The sequence below is a fragment of the Herbaspirillum sp. GCM10030257 genome (assembly GCF_042666555.1).
Taxonomy (GTDB): Bacteria; Pseudomonadota; Gammaproteobacteria; order Burkholderiales; family Burkholderiaceae_D; genus Noviherbaspirillum.
In genome coordinates this window covers 345,851-365,683 of sequence record NZ_JBHTDH010000005.1, presented here as the reverse complement: position 1 = coordinate 365,683, position 19,833 = coordinate 345,851, and the positions used below count along the sequence as shown (strand labels likewise).

The 19,833-nt window shown below is 56.2% G+C and carries 16 protein-coding genes; 9 read left to right on the top strand and 7 right to left on the bottom strand.

Annotation, left to right across the window (positions count from 1 at the left end):
* Positions 1-212: 212 nt before the first annotated feature.
* The gene (locus tag ACFQUU_RS10570; RefSeq protein ID WP_382246638.1) at positions 213-1,229 is read right to left on the bottom strand and encodes a LysR family transcriptional regulator; all 1,017 of its coding nucleotides are present in this window, start codon (positions 1,227-1,229) and stop codon (positions 213-215) included.
* A 1,032-nt stretch (positions 1,230-2,261) separates the two neighbouring features.
* Here ACFQUU_RS10570 and ACFQUU_RS10565 point away from each other — a divergent pair.
* The 3 genes from ACFQUU_RS10565 to ACFQUU_RS10555 all read left to right on the top strand — a co-directional run bounded on the left by ACFQUU_RS10565 (position 2,262) and on the right by ACFQUU_RS10555 (position 5,638).
* The gene (locus ACFQUU_RS10565) at positions 2,262-3,179 is read left to right on the top strand and encodes a LysR family transcriptional regulator (protein ID WP_382246635.1); all 918 of its coding nucleotides are present in this window, start codon (positions 2,262-2,264) and stop codon (positions 3,177-3,179) included.
* A 121-nt stretch (positions 3,180-3,300) separates the two neighbouring features.
* Positions 3,301-4,086, top strand: a complete 786-nt coding sequence (locus ACFQUU_RS10560; RefSeq protein ID WP_382246633.1) for a class II glutamine amidotransferase — start codon at positions 3,301-3,303, stop codon at positions 4,084-4,086.
* A 268-nt stretch (positions 4,087-4,354) separates the two neighbouring features.
* Entirely contained in the window at positions 4,355-5,638 is a 1,284-nt protein-coding gene (locus ACFQUU_RS10555; protein ID WP_382246722.1) for an EAL and HDOD domain-containing protein, read from the top strand.
* 68 nt (positions 5,639-5,706) lie between these two features.
* Here ACFQUU_RS10555 and metH read toward each other — a convergent pair whose 3' ends face one another.
* Entirely contained in the window at positions 5,707-9,450 is a 3,744-nt protein-coding gene (metH, locus tag ACFQUU_RS10550; protein WP_382246630.1) for a methionine synthase, read from the bottom strand.
* Between metH and ACFQUU_RS10545 the strand changes: the two genes are divergently transcribed.
* Positions 9,449-9,700, top strand: a complete 252-nt coding sequence (locus ACFQUU_RS10545) for a hypothetical protein (RefSeq protein ID WP_382246627.1) — start codon at positions 9,449-9,451, stop codon at positions 9,698-9,700. The two genes, metH and ACFQUU_RS10545, sit on opposite strands and share 2 nt — an antisense overlap.
* A gap of 72 nt (positions 9,701-9,772) precedes the next feature.
* Here ACFQUU_RS10545 and fmt read toward each other — a convergent pair whose 3' ends face one another.
* Both fmt and def read right to left on the bottom strand, forming a co-directional pair.
* Complete coding sequence (fmt, locus tag ACFQUU_RS10540) at positions 9,773-10,726, bottom strand: methionyl-tRNA formyltransferase (RefSeq protein ID WP_382246624.1); 954 nt, start codon at positions 10,724-10,726, stop codon at positions 9,773-9,775.
* Between the two features lie 153 nt (positions 10,727-10,879).
* On the bottom strand, positions 10,880-11,416 hold the full coding sequence (def, locus tag ACFQUU_RS10535; RefSeq protein WP_382246621.1) for a peptide deformylase: 537 nt from the start codon (positions 11,414-11,416) through the stop codon (positions 10,880-10,882).
* Between the two features lie 201 nt (positions 11,417-11,617).
* On the opposite strand from def, the gene ACFQUU_RS10530 reads away from it, so the two are divergent.
* The 4 genes from ACFQUU_RS10530 to ACFQUU_RS10515 all read left to right on the top strand — a co-directional run bounded on the left by ACFQUU_RS10530 (position 11,618) and on the right by ACFQUU_RS10515 (position 17,423).
* Positions 11,618-12,727, top strand: coding sequence for a LysM peptidoglycan-binding domain-containing protein (locus ACFQUU_RS10530; protein WP_382246618.1), 1,110 nt, complete (start codon positions 11,618-11,620; stop codon positions 12,725-12,727).
* Between the two features lie 9 nt (positions 12,728-12,736).
* Positions 12,737-13,849: a DNA-processing protein DprA gene (gene dprA, locus ACFQUU_RS10525; RefSeq protein WP_382246615.1), complete on the top strand. Its 1,113-nt coding sequence runs from the start codon at positions 12,737-12,739 to the stop codon at positions 13,847-13,849.
* Between the two features lie 208 nt (positions 13,850-14,057).
* Positions 14,058-14,534: a DUF494 family protein gene (locus ACFQUU_RS10520; RefSeq protein WP_382246612.1), complete on the top strand. Its 477-nt coding sequence runs from the start codon at positions 14,058-14,060 to the stop codon at positions 14,532-14,534.
* A gap of 267 nt (positions 14,535-14,801) precedes the next feature.
* On the top strand, positions 14,802-17,423 hold the full coding sequence (locus tag ACFQUU_RS10515) for a DNA topoisomerase III (protein ID WP_382246609.1): 2,622 nt from the start codon (positions 14,802-14,804) through the stop codon (positions 17,421-17,423).
* 197 nt (positions 17,424-17,620) lie between these two features.
* Here ACFQUU_RS10515 and ACFQUU_RS10510 read toward each other — a convergent pair whose 3' ends face one another.
* Entirely contained in the window at positions 17,621-18,028 is a 408-nt protein-coding gene (locus ACFQUU_RS10510; protein WP_382246606.1) for a GFA family protein, read from the bottom strand.
* A gap of 211 nt (positions 18,029-18,239) precedes the next feature.
* Here ACFQUU_RS10510 and ACFQUU_RS10505 point away from each other — a divergent pair, with 211 nt between their 5' ends.
* On the top strand, positions 18,240-18,452 hold the full coding sequence (locus ACFQUU_RS10505) for a glycine zipper 2TM domain-containing protein (protein WP_382246719.1): 213 nt from the start codon (positions 18,240-18,242) through the stop codon (positions 18,450-18,452).
* A 431-nt stretch (positions 18,453-18,883) separates the two neighbouring features.
* Here ACFQUU_RS10505 and ACFQUU_RS10500 read toward each other — a convergent pair whose 3' ends face one another.
* Positions 18,884-19,165 (bottom strand): hypothetical protein, encoded by a 282-nt coding sequence (locus ACFQUU_RS10500; RefSeq protein WP_382246603.1) that lies wholly within the window; start codon positions 19,163-19,165, stop codon positions 18,884-18,886.
* A 113-nt stretch (positions 19,166-19,278) separates the two neighbouring features.
* Positions 19,279-19,833: a methylated-DNA--[protein]-cysteine S-methyltransferase gene (locus ACFQUU_RS10495; protein ID WP_382246600.1), complete on the bottom strand. Its 555-nt coding sequence runs from the start codon at positions 19,831-19,833 to the stop codon at positions 19,279-19,281.

Genomic DNA, 19,833 nt, shown 5'->3' with positions numbered 1-19,833 from the left:
AACCGCGCCGGAACTCCTTGAACAGGAGCAGCGCCGGGGGTAGAAGTGCCTTTACCGGAAGGCCTGGCGAACAGAGGGAGACTCATATGAAAAATGCCTGAAGGTGCATCCACGCCTTCAGGCATTTTTCATGTTTAACCTATCCGTTTCCTTCGAAGAGAGGGTGGACAAACGAGCGCACGGATATCCACCATTCGTTCGGAGTCTTCTGTTTACCTTGTCATGATGTTGTCGTATTTCGTCTGTGACTGCGTCGACGAATCGCCCGCTATCCCCCTTAGGACATCGGCAAGCCTGCCCGCCGCTGCAGTAGATGCCCAAGGGCGCCCATGGATCAGGTACAGGATCGTTTTATGTGGACGACTGTCCCCAAGCGGCAGCCGTACCAGCGAGCCGTCATCAAGCCAGCGACGGATCCGATGTTCTGGCAGCCATGCGTAACCAAGACGCTCGGTCACTGCCTCAACCACTGTATCCAGACTGCTCATTGCCCAACGGCGCATGGGCTTCGAGCTTGACATTGGACGCTCGCGCTCACCCGTTTGGCCTACCCCGATCTGCACATGCTGCGCCAGGTCCATTGCAGTGACGTCGCGTCCGAGCTTGAGTAGCGGATGCTCGGGATGTGCGACCGGCAGATGCTCTACCTCGATCAGGGGTTCTCCCAGAAATCCGAGCGGCACGCGTTCGCTGATGGCCAGATCCACACTCAAGTCTCGCAACACATCTTCGGCATGCAGGGTATCGACTTCGCTCAGCTTGACGTGGCTGGCGACTCTTCCTATCCGGGAAAATTCGCTTAGCGCGCGTACCAGCAAATGTGGAGGGAAGTTGTGATCAACGACCAGACGCACTTCTCCACCCAAGCCCTGTCCGAGATTTTTCGCAAAGTTTTCCAGTTCGATCGCCTCCTTCAGAACGTGGCGTGAGCGATCGAGCAAAGCTCTTCCTTCCGGGGTCAAATTCGCCTTTCGACCCTCGATACGCAGCAGTGGTGTGCCTAGCTGATCCTGCAATTTCGACACCGTATAGCTAATGGTGGATTGACTCAGATGGAGCGACTTGGCAGCTTCGGCGAACCCGCCGCAATCAATCACTGCATGGAAAATTCGCCATTGCTTGAGACTGACGTAAAGATTGTGGATGTCGTGCGGGCGAGAGCGATAGGTTGCACGTCCCAGAGCCATTGCCGGTCCATGCTCCGATGCTTGCGTTCTTGTTTGCGTCATGTGTTTCATCCTTTATCTTCTAGGCAAACGATCAGCGCCTTGGCACCAGATGTGACGCAGGCACGGCTTACCGTGACGCTCATCCTGATGTCGCTGGCTCGAGTGTCCTGAAGCAAAAGGCAAGCCCGGTAGCTAAACCGTTGATTCGCCTAGACTTCTTCTTTTATGTGAAAAACAACTGTCCAAATATGTAAAGGAACGCGCAGGACTTAATTTTCATGGTGCAATTCCTTGTTCATTTTTTAAGATTCGCTTACTCCCCGTCAGGAAACTAAGTTGCTGAAGGGCATTGGCCGCGGTAAGCCCAAGCGGTAATCACGCATGCAATCTCTGTCTTTATCATGCTTCGCGGTGAAAAAAGCTTCTTTGTTTCAGCCATATGACAACTGTTGGTTTACTCGATTTCATAACGTACGGAAACGAACTGCGCCCGTTCTGTTATATGTAGTGCTTGTCCAAAAGTGTCAACTTCCATCCCATCATGGTTCTGCTTGGCATTTCAAGCGATAGGACACGGATATTGGGCTGCTGCCTAGACGCAGGTCGCAGGTGAATGGGTGATGAAGTAAGAAAAAACCCGCCACGCCCACAGATGCGGACAATGGCGGGAACCGGAGATTGATAGGCTCGCTCAGTCGTCAAAGGCAGGAGGCTATGCGAGAAAGCTGCTAACACGATGGCTCAAACAACACCGGAACCAATGTCCACGGATTAATATCGGTACATCGTGTCTTTTTACAGCCGGCCCGGATGACTTCGCAAGACATATGCCTGCGCACCCAAGCATTTGATTCAATTGACTTACCCGGTTTGAACGGTCGCCATGCGCATAGCAGCCGTCCATGATTGTGTCGAATCTTTTGCATGGGCCTACACTGCTTGCAACTCGGCACATAAAACTTGCATCGGACACAATTTTTTCCCTATCAAGCACAGTACATCCATTGTGCGCTCCGCAAAAAAGACCAATAATCACCGGCGACTATTCCCCAATCAGAAACAGTCAAGACCCAAGGGACAGAAGGTAGAAATATGGATCGATTGCAATCAATGCGCGTGTTCGCGAAAGTGGTGGAACAGGGCAGCTTTGCCCGGGCAGCACAGGCGCTCGACATGTCGAATGCCGTAGTCACGCGCCATGTCGCGGATCTGGAGGATCACCTCGGTACGCGACTGATGAACCGCACGACGCGCAAACTCTCGCTGACGGAAACCGGACATGCATATCTTGAGCGCGTTCTGCAGATCTTGCAGGAAGTCGAGGATGCGGAGGCCATCGCATCGTCACAATCCAAAAAGCCAGGCGGTATCCTGCGAATTTACTCTCACCTTGGCTTCGGACAACAGCAGCTTGCACACTTGCTTCCCCTCTACGCAAGCCAGTATCCGGAAGTCACTCTGGACGTTACACTTTCGGACAGGACGGTTGATCTGGTGGAAGACGGCTTCGATGTCGGTATTTTTATTAATTTCCAGAAATTTGATGCCAACATGATCGCGCGTCAGCTCGCGGTGTCCGAGGCACTGCTTTGTGCGTCACCAGACTATGTCAGGCGGCACGGCGCTCCCGAAGAGCTAGAGGATATTTCTCGCCATTCCTGCCTGAACTTTTCGTACGAACAGTTGCGCCATCAGTGGCCGGTCAAAGGGCAGGATGGCAGCCTGATCAACATTCCCGTGACCGGCAAAGTAGTCTCCAACAATGGCGATCTATTGCGGCACTGCGCGATCGCGGGAATGGGAATTACGATCCGCCCTTCGTTTGCACTGGGCGACGACCTTGCCGCAGGCAAGCTGGTGCGCTTGCTGGCAGATTATGAACTTGGCCAGCTACCCGTCATGCTGGTGTATCCAAGCCGGCGCCTGTTGTCAGCAAAGGTACGCACCTTCGTCGATTTCATGTCGAAACAATTTCCGCGTCCCGAGCATGATCCGTGGCAAACAACGTGAAATAATGCGACCGACGACCGCTACTTGTTGGTGTACGCTGTCTTATCGGTTGTTCGCATGATCGTTTTAAATTTTGCACAATCGTTTTACCCATCCCAAAAGTACTATCACTCGCCGCGCTATGTGCCAGCTTCTCGGAATGAACTGCAATGTTCCCACGGACATCGTCTTCAGCTTTACCGGCTTTGCCACTCGGGGCGGCCGCACGGATGTCCATAACGACGGATGGGGGATTGCTTTCTTCGAAGGTGCGGGCGTTCGCCATTTCGTCGACCATGATGCGGCGATTGCTTCACCGATCGCCGACCTGATCAAGCGTTGGCCGATCAAGTCGAAAAACGTGATCGCCCATATTCGCAAGGCGACCCAGGGTCGCGTGGCATTGGAAAACTGCCATCCCTTCGTACGCGAACTCTGGGGCCACTACTGGGTTTTTGCCCATAACGGCGATCTCAAGAATTTCGCGCCCCCGCTGACAGGCGCATTTCGGCCAGTCGGCAATACCGATAGCGAGCTGGCCTTCTGTTTCCTGCTGCAGGAACTGCGGCGGCGCTTCGGCGATATTGCGCCCGCCCTGCCGGAATTGAGTGCGGCATTGCGTGAACTGACCACGGAGATTGCGACGCACGGGCCGTTCAATATGATGCTGTCCGATGGTTCCGCCCTGTTTGCGCATTGCTCGACCAATCTGCATTACATCATCCGGCAATACCCGTTCGCGACCGCGGTTCTGTCGGATGAAGAAATGACGGTCGACTTTTCGGAAGTGACAACGCCCAAGGATAGGGTCGCCGTCATCGTTACCGCCCCCCTGACCAATAATGAAACCTGGACACAATTCGCACCCGGCGAGCTGAAGGTGTTTGTCGACGGCGCACCAGTCGACGAGTCGGCACCTGAGCAATAATCGGAAAATGCAGCGCAACATCGAAAGTTGCAACTCGGCAATTAAAATGCGCTAGAGTGTATTAAAAGAAGAGTTGTAACTCGCCGAACGTTGACCACGTGCGAAGAGGCCGTGTGCGTTGCAGTGTAGCGGAGTAGTTTTAGGCCGGAGAACCGACGGTCAATCTCAATCGCTACCTGTGACCCATACGACCTGTTCGCACTTGCGAATGCGGACAGGCGGTGCATGGCTCGCTCCCTCCAACGATGGCGAAGACAAGAATAACGCGATGATTGCCACTTCCTTGCCAGAGAACGGTGCGACACGCCCACTGCGCGTGCGCGAATTCTTTCTTGCCCGCCAACCCATCCTCGACCGTAACCAGGCGCTGGTGGCGTACGAACTGCTATTCCGCAATGCAGCTACCGGACCGGCCAACGTCACCAGCGATTTGTCGGCGACCGCATCCGTGATTGCGCATACTTCCCAGCTAGGCATGGAAAAAGTGATCGGCGATTCGCTCGGTTACCTGAATGTCGATGCGGCAGTATTAATGAGCGATATCTTCCAGTTCCTGCCGCGCGAAAAGGTTGTGCTTGAAATCGTCGAGACGATGAAAGTGACACCGGAAATCCTGGCGCGTATCGAGCAGCTCGTGAAGGAAGGTTTTCGATTCGCGCTGGACGATGTCATTGCCGACACGACCGAAGTAAAACAACTGCTGCCGCTGGTGGAAATCATCAAGTTTGACTTGCGCGACATGCCGCTTTCCGCGCTGCTCAAACTGATGCCGCAATTCAAGCTGGCAGGTAAGGCACTGCTCGCCGAAAAAGTGGAGACACAGGAGCAATTTGATACCTGCATGAAGCTCGGCTTCGATTTCTTCCAGGGTTACTATTTCGCGAAACCGGTCATCCTGACTGGTAAGAAATTATCGCCATCGCAGCTCGCCATCATGCAACTGATGGGACAGCTGAATTCAGACGCCGACACTGCGGACATCGAGCGCAGCGTCAAGCAGGATGTCTCGCTCTGCTTCAATTTACTGCGCCTGGTGAATACGCCGGCAGTGGGTGCGCGCCGCCGTATCGATTCGGTCAACCAGGCCCTGATGCTGCTCGGTCGCAGCCAGCTACAGCGCTGGCTTCAAATCATGTTGTACGCGGAACCCTGCAAGAAGGGCCATAGCATGACGCCATTGCTGACGTTGGCAGCGACGCGCGGCAAGTTGCTTGAACTGATCGCGCAACAGATAGAGCCTCGTAACCAAAGCATGGCGGACACCGCGTTCACCGTGGGGATCATGTCACTGATGGATACGCTGTTCAGTATTCCGATGAAGGAAATTCTGGAGCAGGTTGCGGTTATTGACGAAGTTTGCGATGCACTGTTGCATCGCAAGGGATTGTACGGCTCCATGCTCCGGCTTGCCGAACATATAGAGCAGATCGAAGAAGCCGGTTCGATGTTTGACGAGCTTATTGACCGTCTGCGCCTAAGCAGCGAAGACCTGTATAACCTGCAGGTTTCGGCATTTGAATGGAGTGATGCGGTAGCGCGTAGCGCGCATTGAGCCAAAAACCTTGATGGCTAAAAGCGGTGCGCTGCCTAACAGCAATGCACCGCTTTTCGTTGTTGAGACTACAAATTAGGCGCCAGCCAACGCTCCAGTTCATCCTTGCTCACGCCACGGCGCGCCGCCATGTCGTTAACCTGATCTTCTGCAATCTTTCCGACGACGAAATATTTCGAATCGGGGTGCGCGAAGTAGAAACCCGATACCGATGCGCCGGGGAACATAGCGAAGGACTCGGTAACCCGCATGCCGACTTCCTCGCACTGGAGCAGCTTGAACATGTCGGCCTTGACCGTGTGTTCCGGGCAGGCCGGATAACCCGGTGCCGGACGAATACCACGGTAAGCTTCCTTGATCAGATCCTGGTTACTCAGATTTTCGTCCGCCGCATAACCCCACAAATCCTTGCGTACACGTTCATGCAAGTGTTCCGCAAAGGCTTCCGCCAGACGGTCAGCCAGTGATTTGAGCATGATGCTGCTGTAGTCGTCATAGGCATCCTCGAAACGCTTCTCGTACTTTTCAATACCGATACCGGTGGTGACCGCAAACAAGCCGATGTAATCGGCAATGCCCGAAGACTTCGGTGCGATGAAATCCGCGAGACACTGGTTGGGACGCGCGACGCCATCAATCACCGGTTTGGCGGTTTGCTGGCGTACACCGTAATAGGTGAAAGCCACCTTGGTACGCGTGTCGTCGGTATAAATTTCGATATCGTCATCATTGACGGTGTTTGCCGGAAGCAAGGCGATCACGCCATTAGCGGTAAGCCAGCGGCCTTCAATGATTTTCTTCAGCATCGCTTGGCCTTCTTCATAGACCTTGCTCGCTTGCTCGCCAACGATGTCGTCCTTCAGGATCGCCGGGAATGGTCCGGCCAGATCCCAGGTCTGGAAGAACGGACCCCAGTCGATGTACTGCGCCAGCACGCCGAGATCGACATTCTTGAATACGCGGCGTCCAATGAACTTCGGCTTGACTGGCGCGAACTCCAGCCGGGTCTTGTTGGCCCGCGCATCGGCCAACGACACCATCGGCACCGCCTTCTTGTTCGCATGCTGTTCGCGGATACGCTCGTAGTCTTTCTTGATATCTTCGACGTACTGGTCGCGCTGCTCCTGCGTCAGCAAGGATTGCGCAACCGATACCGAGCGCGACGCATCCGGCACATAGACCACCGGACCCTCATAATTGGGGGCAATTTTCACAGCGGTGTGCGCACGGCTGGTGGTGGCGCCACCAATCAGCAGAGGAATCTTCATCATGCGGAAATGCGGATCGCGCTGCATTTCCTTGGCAACATGCGCCATCTCTTCCAGCGAAGGCGTGATCAGGCCGGACAATCCGATGATGTCGGCATTTTCCGCCTTGGCTTTGGCGAGGATTTCGGAGCACGGCACCATCACGCCCATGTTCACGACTTCGAAGTTGTTGCACTGCAGGACCACGGACACGATGTTCTTGCCGATGTCGTGCACGTCGCCCTTGACCGTTGCGATCACGATCTTGCCCTTGGGTTTGGCGACGATGCCGGTGCGCTGCTCTTCCAGTCGCTTCTCTTCCTCGATGTAGGGAATCAAATGCGCGACCGCCTGCTTCATCACACGCGCCGATTTGACGACCTGGGGCAGGAACATCTTGCCTTGGCCGAACAGGTCACCGACGATGTTCATGCCGTCCATCAGCGGGCCTTCGATCACATTGATCGGGCGACCGCCGCTATTGAAGACCTTGACGCGTGCTTCTTCCGTGTCTTCGACGATCCATTGCGTAATGCCGTGCACCAGCGCATGGGCCAGACGCTTTTCAACCGGATCGCTGCGCCACTCCAGGTTCTGCTCTTCCTTCTTGCCGCCAGCCTTCAACGTAGCGGCAATTTCAATCATGCGCTCGGTGGCATCGTCCCGGCGGTTCAGCACCACGTCTTCGACACGCTCCCGCAATTCGGGCGACAGTTCATCATACACACCGACCATGCCGGCATTGACGATGCCCATCGTCAGGCCTGCCTTGATCGCATGGTAAAGGAATACGGTGTGAATCGCTTCACGCGCCGGATCGTTGCCGCGGAAGCTGAAGCTGACGTTGGAAACACCGCCGCTGATCTTCGCATGCGGCAGGTTTTCCCGGATCCAGCGAGTCGCGTTGATGAAGTCGACCGCGTAGTTGTTATGCTCTTCGATACCGGTGGCAATCGCAAAAATGTTCGGATCGAAGATGATGTCTTCCGGCGGGAAGCTAAGCTTTTCAGTGAGCAGCTTGTAGGCGCGTTCGCAGATTTCGATCTTGCGCTCGAAGGTATCGGCCTGGCCTTTCTCGTCGAACGCCATCACGATCACTGCGGCACCATAGCGGCGGCACAGCTTGGCCTGGCGTAGAAACTCTTCCTCGCCTTCTTTCATCGAAATCGAATTGACAATCGACTTACCCTGCACGCACTTGAGGCCAGCTTTGATCACTGACCACTTCGACGAGTCGATCATGATCGGCACGCGCGCGATATCGGGCTCGGACGCGATCAGATTGAGGAAGCGCGTCATCGCCGCGACCGAATCCAGCATCGCTTCATCCATGTTGATGTCGATGATCTGCGCGCCGTTTTCCACCTGCTGGCGGGCAACCGACAAGGCTTCGTCGTATTGCTCGTTGAGGATCATGCGGGCAAAGGCTTTCGAGCCGGTCACGTTGGTACGTTCGCCAACGTTCACGAACAGCGAGTCTTCATCGATGATGAATGGCTCCAGGCCTGACAGTTTCATTGTCGGTGCCAGCACGGGCACCTTGCGTGGCGGCAGTTCACGCACGGCATCGGCAATCGCCTTGATATGGTCAGGCGTGGTGCCGCAGCATCCGCCGGCCACGTTCACAAAGCCGCTCTCGGCAAATTCCTTCAGCAGCGAGGAAGTCACGTCCGGCGTTTCATCAAAACCGGTATCCGCCATCGGGTTGGGCAGACCGGCGTTCGGATAAACGGAAATAAAGGTGTCGGCGATCTTCGACAGTTCTTCCGCATACGGGCGCATCAACGCAGCCCCGAGCGCGCAGTTGAGACCGACCGTCAGCGGACGCGCATGACGCACCGAATGCCAGAAAGCCGCGACGGTCTGGCCCGACAAGATGCGGCCAGAGGCGTCGGTAACGGTACCGGAAATCATGATCGGCAGGCGCTTGCCCGCTTCTTCGAAATAGGTGTCGATCGCGAACAGCGCCGCCTTGCAGTTGAGCGTGTCAAAAATCGTCTCGACCAGCAGCACATCGACACCGCCTTCGACAAGACCGCGCACCTGTTCAAGGTAGGCAGCAACGAGTTGGTCGAAAGTGACGTTGCGGGCCGCCGGGTCGTTGACATCCGGCGAAATCGAGGCCGTCTTTGGTGTCGGCCCGAGGGCACCGGCGACAAAACGCGGCTTGTCGGCGCTTGAATATTTGTCGACGGCGGCGCGGGCGATCTTCGCCGCGGCGACGTTCATCTCATAGGCGAGATGGCCCATGTGGTAATCGTCCTGCGCGACACTGGTTGCGCCGAAGGTATTGGTTTCGATCAGGTCGGCACCGGCCGCCAGGTATTTCTCGTGGATTTCCTGGATGATCTGCGGCTGTGTCAGCACCAGCAAATCATTGTTGCCCTTGACGAAAACTTCCTTGCCGGGCACCGAAAAATCGGCGAAACGCGTGCCACGGAAATCTTCTTCGCTCAGCTTGTATTGCTGGACCATGGTACCCATCGCACCGTCGAGAATCAGGATGCGTTGTGACAGGAGGTCGCGCAATAGCGCTTCAGTGGAGGAAATGGCGTCGCGTTTCATGTTATCCCTTAAAGCAAAAAACCCGGCCTGCAAAGCGGGACCGGGTTCTGATGTCCGCTTTAGCTGCATTTGGTATGGGGCTTGGACCCTGGCGCCCGCAAGCTGGGTTTTGACTTTTTCCAATCAAATCGGCGCAGTAAAAATTATACGTGAAATCAATATGTTGGGTAACAAGGGAAGAAACATGGAAAAGCTGCGCTCGCTTCGTAGAAAGCGCCAGACTGTAACCACATGGATTCATGCTTTCTAGTAAAAATCTGGCCGCAATCCGGCACAAGCTTTCTTATTGTCATGTAATACGTTGTTGAGATACAGCAGGTCGCTAACTGAAGCGCCCCCCTTCCAGGGGAAAACCTTTAAGGAACTCCACAGCGGCCAGGCGCTTGCCACCGGGCTTCTGCAATTCCAGTACGCGCAATGCACCTTCACCACAGGCGACCAGCACACCATCATGGCCATTGGCCGCAAGGACTTGTCCCGGCATTGCGCCGGCCGGTGCCGCCGCCAGCTCAGCACGCCAGAATTTCACCGGAATGTTATTGAAATGGGCAACCGCGCCGGGAAATGGATTGAAGGCCCGCAGTTTGCGGTGCAGCACGGCCGCCGGTTGTGTCAGGTCGAGGGCGGCTTCTTCTTTGGCGATCTTGGCCGCGTAGGTCGTCCCCTGCTCCGGCTGGGGAGTAGGCGATAATGCGCCCCGCTCAAGCTTATGCAGAGCGTCGGCAATCAACTTTCCTCCCAGCGTCGCCAGTTTGTCGTGCAGCGTCGCCGTCGTTTCGTCAGGGGCAATCGGCAGGCTTTCCATGAGCAGCATGGGTCCTGTATCCAGCCCTTCTTCCATCTGCATGATGGTGACGCCGGCTTCCACATCGCCAGCTTCAATTGCACGATGGATCGGCGCCGCGCCGCGCCATCGTGGCAACAGCGACGCATGGATGTTGATGCATCCGAATCTCGGGATTTCCAGGACGCTGCGCGGCAAGATCAGTCCGTAGGCCGCAACCACCATCACGTCATGCGGTGTCGCATGCAGCAGTGCGTGCGCTTCTTCGGCCACCTCCGGATACTTGCCGTCCAGTCGCAGCGATTGCGGCTGGGCCACCGGTATGTTATGAGCCAGCGCGAACTGCTTGACCGGGGAAGCCTGCAAATGCATTCCGCGTCCGGCCGGGCGGTCGGGCTGGGTGAGTACCAGGGGAATCGAGAAGCCGGCATTGTGCAGGGCTTCGAGGGCGACCGCGGCAAATTCGGGGGTACCGGCAAAGATGATTTTCATGGAGCGGCAGTAAAATTTTGGCAACGTTTGCGTTGCACAAGCAGAGGGAGTTCGCGCGTCCCGCGAAGCTGGGCTCCGTTAGCTTGCCGCCAGCCTACCTGCCGGGCACAGGCAACAGGGTCAGTTCGATAACAAGTAAGGACTGGCCGAGATCTAGCGTACGGCAGCCGTTTTCTTCTTGTCACGGCTCAGCTCTCGCTCTTCCTTGAGCAACTTGGTCTTGATGCGATTGCGCTTCAGCGGCGACAGGTACTCGACGAAGACCTTGCCTTTCAGATGATCCATTTCGTGCTGGATACAGACTGCCAGCAAGTCGTCAGCCTCGATTTCAAAGGGTTTACCGTCAAGGTCAAGGGCTTTGACTTTTACGCGGGCCGGTCGCTCGACGCCGTCGTAAATCCCAGGCACCGACAGACAGCCCTCGTCATAGACGCGGCGCTCTTCGCTGGCCCAGGTGATTTCGGGATTGATGAAAACCTGCAGCTGGTCATGGGTATCCGAGGTGTCGATGACGATGAGCTGTTCATGCACGTCGACCTGGGTTGCGGCAAGACCAACGCCGGGCGCTTCGTACATGGTTTCAGCCATGTCGGCGGCCAGCTTCTTCAGGCGCGCGTCGAAAACGGTGACCGGCTTGGCCACCTTATGCAAACGCGGATCGGGATAACGCAAAATATTTAATAGGGACATACGGCTTTTGTGCAACAACCTCGTCTTGACGAGGTGTCGTTTCTCTTGCTAGTTCAAGGATTTATGTGCAGAATTTGATTCACTTTGACAAGTTTTGTCGCGGCAATTCTTTACACGTTGGCAATATACAGTGGCGATCACCGTCGCGATGGATATGAGGTTGGAGTCACGCCACACAAGCCACGTTCACCGGATACATTTATGAAAAAGTTTAGCACAGCAGCCCTTCTACTCGCTCTGGCGTCGGCTGCAAATGGCTTCGCGGCCACCGGCGACAACGGTACGATTTCCCCGCGCTGTGCTTTCCTGCCCAATGCGCCTGACCAGCATAAGGTAGTTCGCGGCGATACGCTATGGGACATTTCCGGCAAATTCCTGCAGCATCCCTGGTGCTGGCCACAAGTCTGGGGCCTGAACCGCGACCAGATCCGCGACCCGCACTGGATTTATCCGGGCCAGATCGTCTATTTCGACCGCGCCAGCGGCAGGCTTCGCCTCGGCAATGCAGTAGGTTCCGCGTCCGGTATGCCGACTGTCAAACTGTCGCCACAGGTGCGCACCGAAGGCCTGGGCCAGGACGCAATTCCGGCCATCCCCTCCAGTGTGATCGAGCCTTTCCTGTCACAACCGCTGATCGTTTCGGAAAATGAACTCAAGAACGTTCCGCGCATCATGGCAACCGACGAAGGACGGGTCATCCTTGGCAAGAATGACAAGGCCTATGTACGCGGCGACCTGCAGTCCGGCACTTCATTTCAGGTATTTCGACCCGGGATTCCTCTCAAAGATCCAAGCACAGGCAAGGTCATCGGCTACGAGGCGGCTTACCTAGGTACGGTCAAGCTTGAACGCGAGGCCAAATCGCCCGATGAAGCGCATGTGTTCCGGGTCGTCACGGTCAAGGAAGAAATGGGCATCGGCGACCGCCTGATGCCAGTGCCACCGACGCCCATCCTGAATTACATGCCGCATCCGCCCGAGGCCAATGTCGATGCACGCATCGTCTCTGTCTATGGCGGCGTGTCGCAGGCGGGCCAGAACCAGATCGTGACCGTGAACCGCGGCAGCAAGGATGGCCTCGACACCGGGACGGTGCTGGAACTGTATCGCTTCGGCCAGGTAGTGTCCGACCGTACCGACGACAGCGGTTTCTTTTCGTTTTCGTCCTGGGGCCGCAAGAAGGTCAAGCTTCCCGACACCCAGTATGGCAGCCTGTTCGTTTTCCGGGTGTTCGACAACATCTCGTATGGTCTTGTGATGCAGGTGACCGACAGCGTCCAGATAGGCGACGTTGCCCGCTCACCAGACTAACATCACGCGATGATCGATACCGACTGGGCGCGGGACCTCGCGCGATGGATACGCTTTGAACAAACGCCGGGCATAGGGAACGAAACAGGACGCAAGCTACTGTCGGCCTTCGGCTTGCCGCAACAAGTCTTTGAGGCCGACTTCGAGGCGCTTGCCGCCGTCGTGCCCGAGCGGGTTGCCCGTGCCTTGCTGGCACCGTTGTCAAGTGACACGCGCGCGCTGATCGACAAGACACTGGACTGGGCAAGCCTTCCGGGTAATCGCGTACTGACGCTGGCCGACGAGGACTATCCGCGGCAGCTGCTCAATATTTCCGACCCGCCGCTGCTGCTCTATATTAAAGGGCGCATCGACCTGTTGCGGGCCACGTCGATTGCCGTTGTCGGCAGCCGCAATGCCACCGCCCAGGGCGTCCTGAATGCAGAGAAATTTTCCGAATCGCTCAGCCGCGAATGCCTGACCATCGTTTCCGGCCAGGCGCTGGGCATCGATACCGCTGCACATCTCGGCGGACTGCGCGGCGTCGGCTCGACCATTGCCGTCATCGGCACCGGTGCTGATACGGTTTACCCGGCACGTAATCGTGCACTTGCGCACCAGATTGCAGATCAGGGCTGCATCGTCAGTGAGTACGCCCTGGGAGAGGGGCCGCTCGCGTCGCATTTCCCGCGCCGTAACCGGATTATCTCCGGCCTGTCGCGCGGCGTATTGGTCATCGAAGCCGCAGCACAGTCCGGTTCCTTGATCACTGCGCGCATGGCGGCCGAACAGGGACGCGATGTATTTGCAATACCCGGCTCCATCCACTCGCCGCTGTCCAAAGGCTGCCATCTGCTGATCCGGCAAGGAGCCAAGCTGGTCGACTCGGCACAACACATCCTTGAAGAACTCGGCGAACTGCCTTCCCGGTTGCCTGCGGTCAAGACCCCTGCGGTTTCCGGCAGCGCGCCAGAATGTATGGTACTTTCTGCGCTGGGTTACGACCCGGTCGATATGGATACGTTGGCGGCGCGTTGCGAAATCGGTATTGCCGAACTGAGCGCACGTCTTTTGACGCATGAACTTGATGGCCTGGTGGAAACTCTTCCCGGTGGAATGATCCGCCGGGTGGCAACATCCTGATACCAAAAACACGCTGTCAGCATTTTCTTTTTTAAGATATGCTGTACCTGTAAGACTGCAATTTATTTGTACTGTCGCTGGCATGGCACCTCTTTTCTTGGCTTCAGGTGTTTTCATGCAAGAAAAGATGATCACGAGAGTGTCATTTATTCGCAACCTGGTTGCTGTCCTGCACATCGGACAATGACCTTAACGGTACAGTGAAATCATGTTCGACGTTCTCGTTTACCTCTACGAAACTTATTACCGTCCCGACGCCTGTCCGGATTCGGAAGCACTCGTCAAGAAGCTGTCCGCTGTCGGCTTTGAGGAAGAAGAGATTTCCAAAGCACTCGGCTGGCTAACCGATCTTGCCGAAGCGACCAATGAGTTTTCCGACCGCTATCCGCAGCAGGCTGCATTTTCCTTCGGCATCCGCATCTACGCGCAGCGGGAAATGGATGTACTAGGCACAGAGACTGTCGGCTTCCTGCAGTTTCTTGAGTCAGCCAAAGTCATCGATTCCATCCAGCGAGAAATCATCATTGAGCGCGCACTTGCTGTGAGCGACTCACAAGTATCGCTCGACAAGATCAAGGTGATTGTCCTGATGGTGCTATGGAGCCAGGGCAAGGAACCGGATGGCCTGATCTTCGATGAATTGTTTTCCGACGACGAAGACGCCGAGCCGCGCCTCTTGCATTAGCAGCAATAGCACTGCAACCGCAACCATCGCCGACACGGCGGTTCATACGTTTATCCGCAGCATCCGCCTGCTGTTGCCGTACGGTATACCGTCGCACAGCGGGCACTCACATTTCTCGTTGCTTGCGGTTTCTCCCGCAACGCGCTTATCATTGGCCGCTCAATCTCCAGATAAATTGCTATATTAGTAGGGGTTGCACTGAAGCAAGCCCATCTACCTGCCATTACCGCGTTACCGCGCCAGCCGCGCACTATAGAGAATACGCTTATGACCAAGACCCTCATCATCGCAGAGAAGCCCTCTGTCGCGAACGATATCGCGAAGGCGCTCGGCGGCTTTACAAAGCACGATGAGTACTTTGAATCCGACGAGTATGTCCTGTCCTCCGCAGTCGGCCATTTGGTCGAAATCGCGGTTCCGGAAGAATATGACGTCAAACGCGGCAAGTGGACGTTCACGCACTTGCCGATGATCCCGCCGCATTTTGCCCTCAACCCGATCGCCAAGACCGAATCGCGATTGAAGGTATTGAATAAGTTGATCAAGCGCAAGGATGTCACCGCTCTTATCAACGCATGCGACGCCGGGCGCGAAGGCGAACTGATCTTCCGCCTGATCGTGCAATACGCGAAAGCCAAGCAGCCGATCAAGCGTCTGTGGCTGCAATCCATGACGCAGGGCGCAATACGCGAAGGCTTTGCCCGGCTGCGCGAAGACCGCGAAATGCTGCCGCTGGCCGATGCCGCACGCTGCCGCAGCGAGGCCGACTGGCTGATCGGCATCAATGGCACGCGCGCGATGACTGCCTTCAATTCCAAGGAAGGCGGTTTCTACCTGACGACCGTCGGTCGCGTACAGACGCCGACCCTGTCGATCGTGGTGGAGCGGGAAGAAAAGATCAAGAATTTCGTGCCACGCGACTATTGGGAAGTGCGCGCCGAATTCGTCTGTGCCGCCGGCATCTATGAAGGCCGCTGGCTCGACACCAAGTTCAAGAAGGACGAAACCGATCCGGAAAAACGCGCCGAACGATTGTGGAGCAAGGCTGCCGCCGAATCCATCGTTGCCGCCTGTCGCGGCAAGCAGGGCACCGTTACTGAAGAATCGAAACCGGCCACCCAGATGGCGCCGGCCCTGTTCGACCTGACCAGCCTGCAGCGCGAGGCCAATGCACGCTTCGGCTTTTCTGCGAAGAACACGCTTGGCCTGGCACAGGCGTTGTACGAAAAGCACAAGGTGCTGACCTATCCGCGTACTGACTCGCGCCACCTGCCGGAAGACTATCTGCAGACGGTCAGGCAAACGCTGGAAACAGTGTCGGAAAACCATAACTATCAGCAGTTCGCCTCCCAGATCCTGAACAAGAACTGGGTCAAGCCGAACAAGCGCATTTTCGACAACAGCAAGATCAGCGATCACTTCGCCATCATTCCTACCACCCAGGCACCGAAGAACCTGTCGGAACCCGAGCAAAAGCTGTACGACCTGGTAACACGCCGTTTCATGGCGGTGTTCTTCCCTGCAGCCGAATTCCAGGTAACGACCCGCTATACCGAAGTCTCCGGTCATCAGTTCAAGACCGAAGGCAAGGTCATGACCAATCCGGGTTGGCTGGCTATCTACGGCAAGGAAGCGGCCAACGACGACGACAAGGAAAATGCCGGCACGCTGGTTCCCGTGGCGAAGGATGAAAAGGTCAAAACCGAAAAAATCACCGCGAACGGTCTGGTGACCAAACCGCCTGCCCGGTATTCGGAAGCAACGCTGCTGTCGGCAATGGAAGGTGCGGGCAAACTGGTCGACGATGAAGACCTGCGTGAAGCAATGGCCGGCAAGGGCCTCGGCACCCCAGCGACGCGCGCGGCAATCATCGAAGGCTTGCTCAATGAAAAATACCTGCTGCGCGAGGGGCGCGAAATCATTCCGACGGCAAAGGCCTTCCAGCTGATGACCTTGCTGCGCGGTCTGGGCGTGAATGAACTGACCGCACCTGAACTCACCGGCGAATGGGAATACAAGCTGTCTCAGATGGAACGCGGCAAGATCAGCCGTGAGGAATTCATGCGAGAGATCGCGCAGATGACGCAAATCATCGTCAAGCGCGCGAAGGAATACAACAACGACACCATCCCCGGCGACTATGCAACGCTGAAGACGCCGTGCCCGAATTGCGGCGGCGTGGTGAAGGAAAACTATCGCCGTTTCGCCTGCACCAAGTGCGAATTCTCGATGAGCAAAATCCCCGGCAGCCGCCAGTTCGAAATTGCGGAAGTCGAAGAGTTGCTGGCGAAGCGCGAGATCGGTCCCTTGCAAGGCTTCCGTTCCAAGATGGGCCGTCCGTTTGCAGCCATCCTGAAGATCGTACGCGACGAGGAAATCAACAACTTCAAGCTGGAATTCGATTTCGGTCAGAACCAGGATGAAGGTGAAGATGGCGAAGGTGTCGATTTCACTGGACAGACAGCGCTCGGTGCTTGCCCCAAGTGCGGCAGCGGCGTGTACGAAATGGGCTTGGCCTATGTCTGCGAAAAGACTGTCGCCAAACCCAAGGCCTGCGACTTCCGCAGCGGTCGTATTATCCTGCAACAGGAAATCCTGCCCGAGCAGATGGCCAAGCTGCTCAATGATGGCAAGACCGATCTGCTGCCAGGTTTCATTTCGCAACGTACCCGCAGGCCTTTCAAGGCTTACCTGGTAAAAGACAAAGCCGGCAAGGTGAGCTTCGAGTTTGAAGAGCGCAAGGCCAAGGCACCCGCCAAGGGCAAGGCTGCGGAAAAGGACGCGGCAGCGGAGGAAGCACCGAAGAAAGCGGCACCGGCCAAGAGTGTCGCCAAGCCGGCTGCGAAGAAAGCCGTCGCTAAAAAAGCATCAGCGAAGAAGGCCGCTTAAACGCTTTATTTCGCGAATGTGTTCGTGTTTCGGTTCGCTCGTTTGCGGATAAGGACATGAACCAAACAGAAAAACAGAACGGCATGCGCGTAGGCGCAAGCCGTTCTGCATTTCAGGCCATTGATCCTGCAATGCCTCGCAATGTCACGTACTTCTTGGTATCCGATACGCGACAATCAAACATGCAATTCAAGCCTTCAGCTCCGCCCCGGTTCGTGCGTATCGTACTGCGGCAGCACGTCATTGATCGCAGCCCATGGCGGAATGCCTAAGGTAAAAATATGCGCGGCAGGCGTAGCTTCGGTCGGGGTGTCTATCGTCCCCATGCGCAAACGCAATACGTCCGGCGTGTCATCCCGGCGTGAATACAACGGCGAGCCGCAGCGGCTGCAAAATGCGCGCTTCTTGCCCGGCGAAGACTCGTATTCGGTGATCAGTTCCTCGCCTTGCACCCACTGGAACTGCTTTCTGTCGACCGGTGCGGCGACGACCGCGCTGGTACCTTGCGCCTTACGGCAATCGTTGCAGTGACATACGGTGATGGTGCCGAAGTTTCCGCCGTATTCGTATTGCACGCCACCACACATACAACTTCCCTTGATCATGTTGCGTCCTTCCATAGTGAGGATTGCCGTACCGTACATGCGTGCATGGAAGCTTAGATCCTAGATGCGCGATATCAACAAGCCATTCTTCAAGACAATGCCAAACCGGAACTATCACCGTAGCGCAAAGGTCGAACTTTTGCAAAAGCCATAAGACATTGTTTTCCGATGGTGATGGGAAGCGATGGATTCCAACGTTCCGGAGGATATGATGAAACAACGTACTTTGATTTCAGTAATAAGCGCCATCACATTGGCATCCGCACTCTCGGCATGCGGCACACCAACAAGGCAGCAGGTAGGTGTGGGCACCGGCGCTGTGCTTGGCGGTGTGGCAGGGCATGCAGTAACCGGCGGCAGTACCATGGGTACGGTAGGCGGTGCTGCAGTGGGTGGCCTGCTTGGTAATGAGGTAGCGAAGTAATCGAAGAGCCATTCCGGCTTGGTCAATCCGGCCTTACCTTCGCTTCACCTGTCGCGGATGCCTGTAATTTGCCACGGCTTTCCATAGCGTGCCAAGGTTTCCGCGATCTTGCGCATGCTTTTTCATCGATCTTCCCATTGCGTTCAGACTGCAGCGATAAGGTCGATCAACGAGTACGCCAGTGACGCACAGATACGCCATATTGACCGTGTCGTGTAACCAAATGCATCTGCCGGAACTTTCGAGTATTGAAAGTTTCTACACATTCGCAACATGCAATTTTGGCATGAGCATGTCATCCAGTTGTCTCTGGTAACTGAACGATTCTTAAGGAGAATTCTTATGATGAAATGGACTATCCCCCTGGTATGCGCATTGGTGTTGAGCGCATGCGGCACCTCTGGCTCCGGCATGAGGTCCGGCTCCGGCGGCTACGGCTCCAGCTCCAGCGGCGCTTCCAGCACAAGCCCAAGCAGCTCGTCCTCGTCCGGCATGTCTTCGCCGAGCAGCAACGTGCCGACTCCTAGCTCCGCTGCAGGCTCGTCCACAACCACTTCATCCGGCATGTCGGGTGCGGGTACCACTGGCACTACCGGTGTTGGCGCCGGTACTGGCTCCGGTGCAGGCACTGGCGCAGGCGCAGGTGCCGCAGGCGGTGGCGCTGGCGCAGCGGCTGGCGCGAAGTAATCGAGCTTTTCGGCAGTGTGCTGCATGCACCTGCGGTTCACGCGCAACCCTCCATGCGCGAGACGCCGCGGATAGCACTGCACACTGCTGATCAAAGCGGCTGGCCAGTCCAGCCATTTCTTTTCCCTCTATTCCTTCCCTATTCCTGCAGCAAAAGCTGCCGCTGACCACCAGTGAAAAAATCCGCCGCAGCCGGTATCAGCGTTTCGGTACCACGATCATTCTTTTCTTCCAGCGCCAGCAAGTACCTCTTGCGATCGAGTCCGCCCGCATAACCGGACAATGCACCCGAGCTTCCCAATACCCGATGGCATGGCACGATGATCGATACCGGATTACGTCCGATCGCCGTCCCCACCGCACGTACCGCCTTCGGACTGGCAACACGTTGTGCAATGGATTGATAAGTCGCGGTTAGTCCAAAAGGCAGCGATGCCAGAGCATCCCAAACCGCACGCTGGAAGGGTGTGCCACGCAAATCGAGCGCGACATCGAATACCTGTCGCTGTCCGGCAAAGTATTCATCGAGTTGTTCCTTCGTACGCAAAAGATGTTCATGCGCATCGTCGCGCCGCCAATCCTGCGTGCCCTTGAAGTATTTGTGCTGCTCGAAATACAGGCCCGACAGGCCGCGCTCGGTGGCGGCAAGCAGCAAGATGCCCAAGGGGCTGCGGTATTCGGAGTATGAAGTCAT